Source organism: Mycobacterium sp. (assembly GCF_032159765.1).
Lineage (GTDB): Bacteria > Actinomycetota > Actinomycetes > Mycobacteriales > Mycobacteriaceae > Mycobacterium.
In genome coordinates, this window is record NZ_JAVHWM010000083.1 from 1 (window position 1) to 3099 (window position 3099).

Consider the following 3099-nt stretch of genomic DNA (forward strand, 5'->3'; position numbering starts at 1 on the left):
ATGGTGGTGCTGGCGGCCGTCGCGCTGCCGGTGCTGATCGTTGCGGCGGCAACCGCATGGCGGCGAGAGTCGTGGAAGCTCACGGATCTCGATGTGTCGCTTCGGCTGTGCACCTACATCGCGGCCTGCGCGGTGGTTGGGGCGCGACTAGCCGAACACCGCGTCGTGCTGTGGGTGCTGGCGGGGATGGCGTTGCAGGGTTGGCTCGCGCTGGCCCCGGTGGTGGCGCGGTGCATGTGGCGCGACCGAGGGGTGGGCCTGCGCGACCGTGCGCACGGCGGCTGGGAACTGGCCAGCGTTGCGACGTCCGGATTGGGCATCGTAATGGCGGATCTGAAGATCGTCTTCCTCGCGATGCTGTTCTGGGCCACCGCCATTGGCGTGTACCTGTTGATGACGGGCCTGATCGTCTGGCGAGCAGTCCACGATCCGGCTGCCCCGGAGCTGGTGCAGCCCGACATTTGGATACTGATGGGCGGCGCGGCGATCGCGACGTTGGCGGGCGATCACATCCACAAGGCCGGGCTGGAGGCCGTTTGGCCGATGACGGTCGTGACGTGGTTCGTCGCGACGGCGTGGATCCCGCCGCTGATCTACGTCACCCTGCAACGGTTTCGGAGACGACACGAGCTACCGCCAGGGCTGTGGTGGGCTGCGGTGTTCCCGCTCGGGACGTACTCGGCGGCGACGTATGCCACGGCCGTCGAAACCGGCGTGCGTTGGCTGACGGTGGTGTCGCTTTGGTTCTTCTGGATCGCCTTCGCAACGTGGGTCATCGTGGCGATCGGATCGCTCGTCGAATTTCGGCGATCACGCGCTGCGGATACTCCGTCAGGTCCAACCACGTGAACCGCAACACTTGCCAGCCGAACAGGGCGATGGCGTTCTGCCGCTTGCGGTCGATTGCGAACGCCTCCGGGTCAGTGTGAAACGCCCAGCCGTCGACTTCGATAGCGACCTTCTGCTTGGGGAATGCGACGTCGATCTTGTAGCCGCCAAGTGGATAGTTGGCCTTCCATCCGGTAATCCCGGCGTCGCGCAACAGCTTGACGAGTAGCCGCTCGGCTTCCGAGCGTGCACCGTCGGATGCGGCATGCAGCAGTCGTCGTGCCGCGGGTGAGCCGTGGCGGCCCTTGTTCCGCAGGTGTGCGCGCCACAGCTGTGGTAGTTCGACATGGCGCTGCAACGCAGAGTCCATCAGCTTGGCGCCGCCACCGCGTCGAACGGCCGCCTCAACGACTGTCAGTGGGAGTGCCGTCACTCGCAATCCATTTCGCTCGACGACATCGCCGGGCGACAAGTCGCGTCGTCGCAAACGCGTTCCCGAGTGACGCCGCAGTCGTGCATCTCGGGGAATAGTGACCTCAACAGTTTCAGGTGGGAACCGTGTGAGGCGCTGCCACCAGGCGGCGGTCAGACCCGTTGCCACCGCATCACTGCCGTAGCCCCAAACACCAGCACGAACGCGCGCCTCATCGGTAAACGGCCTGTCGTCGACAAAGTAGACACCGCGAGAGCACCGGAGCCAGCTGCCAGATCTCAGTCGTCGATTGATCGCATCTTGACTCAGTCCCGCACGCGTGGCCTGTTCGAGGGTGATTACGCCATCGTGTTGACGTAGATACTCGTCGAGCATATTGAGGGTTGACGTGTGGCGAGCTCCGACGGTTCCCCCAGCGATTTGTGGAGCCGTACCGGCGCTCACCGCCGCGAACGCTCCACAAATCGCGTGGTTAGCGGCGGGGGCGTACGCCGGCGGCGCGGAGCTCGAGGGCGGCCAGGCCGTGGATCGCGGCGGCGTCCTCCCGCCGCCACGCGCCGACGGGATCCACGCTGATGGCCGCGAGCTTGGCCAGCGGCCGGTTGGCCAGCGCCCGCAGGGCCAGCAGCTGTTCACCGGCGGGTGTGCGCGCCAGCGTCAACGCCGTCCACTTGCGACGGAAGAACCTCACCCGAAGAAACAACCACGGCATCGCGAGAGCCAGGATCGGGGGCGCCGCGACGGCCAGCGCCAGCAGCCACGCCAGCCAGCTCGCGGTGACACCCAGGGTGTGCCCGGCGCCCGCGATGTCGCGCGCGGCGTCTCCGGCTGCCGACAACGGCTTGCTGAGCGCATCGCCGATCAGCGGCACCTTGTGCGCGCCGTTGCCCGCCGAATCGAGGTTGCCCGCGATCCCGTTGGCGCCGCCTTCGACCTGTCTGCCGAATTCGGCGATGGTCGCCACCGCGGAGTGCACCGCCATTCCGACCAGCACCCATAGGGTCGTCCAGGCGACCACGACCACGTCGCTGATCAGCTGCGCGAGCAGTCGGGTCGGGGTGGTGGCATAAGGCACGTAACGGGACGTCATGGGATTGATCCCAGCAGATAGGCTGGCCCGATGCGCCCGTCTCTGTCGGACTACGAACATCTGGCCAGCGGCAAGGTTCGCGAGCTGTACCGCATCGACGACGAGCATCTGCTGTTCGTCGCCACCGACCGGATCTCGGCGTATGACTACATCCTCGACTCCGAGATACCCGACAAGGGCCGCATCCTGACCGCGATGAGCGTCTTCTTCTTCGACTACGTCGAGGCCCCCAACCACCTGGCGGGCCCTCCCGACGATGAACGCATTCCCGAAGAGGTGCTCGGCCGCGCGCTAGTGGTGCAGGAGCTCGAGATGCTGCCGGTGGAGGCAGTGGCTCGCGGCTACCTGACCGGCTCGGGCCTCATCGACTATCAGAAGACCGGCAAGGTCTGCGGTATCGTGCTGCCGCCCGGGCTGTCCGAGGCCAGCAAGTTCGCCGAGCCGCTGTTCACCCCGGCCACCAAAGCCGAACTGGGGCAACACGACGAGAACATCACGTTCAACGATGTCATCGAACTCGTCGGCGCGGTCAGGGCGAACCAATTGCGCGAGCGCACGCTGCAGACCTACATCCAGGGCGCCGACCATGCGTTGACGAAGGGAATCATCGTCGCCGACACCAAGTTCGAGTTCGGTGTGGACAAGCACGGCAACCTGCGACTGGCCGACGAGGTGTTCACCCCGGACTCCAGCAGGTATTGGCGCGCCAACGACTGGCAGCCGGGTGTCGTCCAGGAGAGCTTCGACA

The 3099-nt window shown here is 66.0% G+C and carries 4 protein-coding genes; 2 read left to right on the top strand and 2 right to left on the bottom strand.

Annotated features, from left to right (window positions below; genetic code table 11):
• Nucleotides 1-849: tellurite resistance/C4-dicarboxylate transporter family protein (locus tag QOH60_RS09315; RefSeq protein ID WP_526419417.1), on the top strand; the 849-nt coding region annotated here is incomplete at its 5' end.
• Here the strand turns inward: QOH60_RS09315 and QOH60_RS09320 are convergent.
• Nucleotides 773-1636, bottom strand: coding sequence for a PDDEXK-like endonuclease domain-containing protein (locus tag QOH60_RS09320; RefSeq protein ID WP_526419423.1), 864 nt, complete (start codon nucleotides 1634-1636; stop codon nucleotides 773-775). The two genes, QOH60_RS09315 and QOH60_RS09320, sit on opposite strands and share 77 nt — an antisense overlap.
• Before the next feature lie 97 nt (nucleotides 1637-1733).
• On the bottom strand, nucleotides 1734-2351 hold the full coding sequence (locus QOH60_RS09325; RefSeq protein WP_526419419.1) for a hypothetical protein: 618 nt from the start codon (nucleotides 2349-2351) through the stop codon (nucleotides 1734-1736).
• A gap of 30 nt (nucleotides 2352-2381) precedes the next feature.
• Between QOH60_RS09325 and QOH60_RS09330 the strand changes: the two genes are divergently transcribed.
• The coding region (locus tag QOH60_RS09330; protein ID WP_526419421.1) for a phosphoribosylaminoimidazolesuccinocarboxamide synthase at nucleotides 2382-3099 on the top strand (718 nt) is incomplete at its 3' end.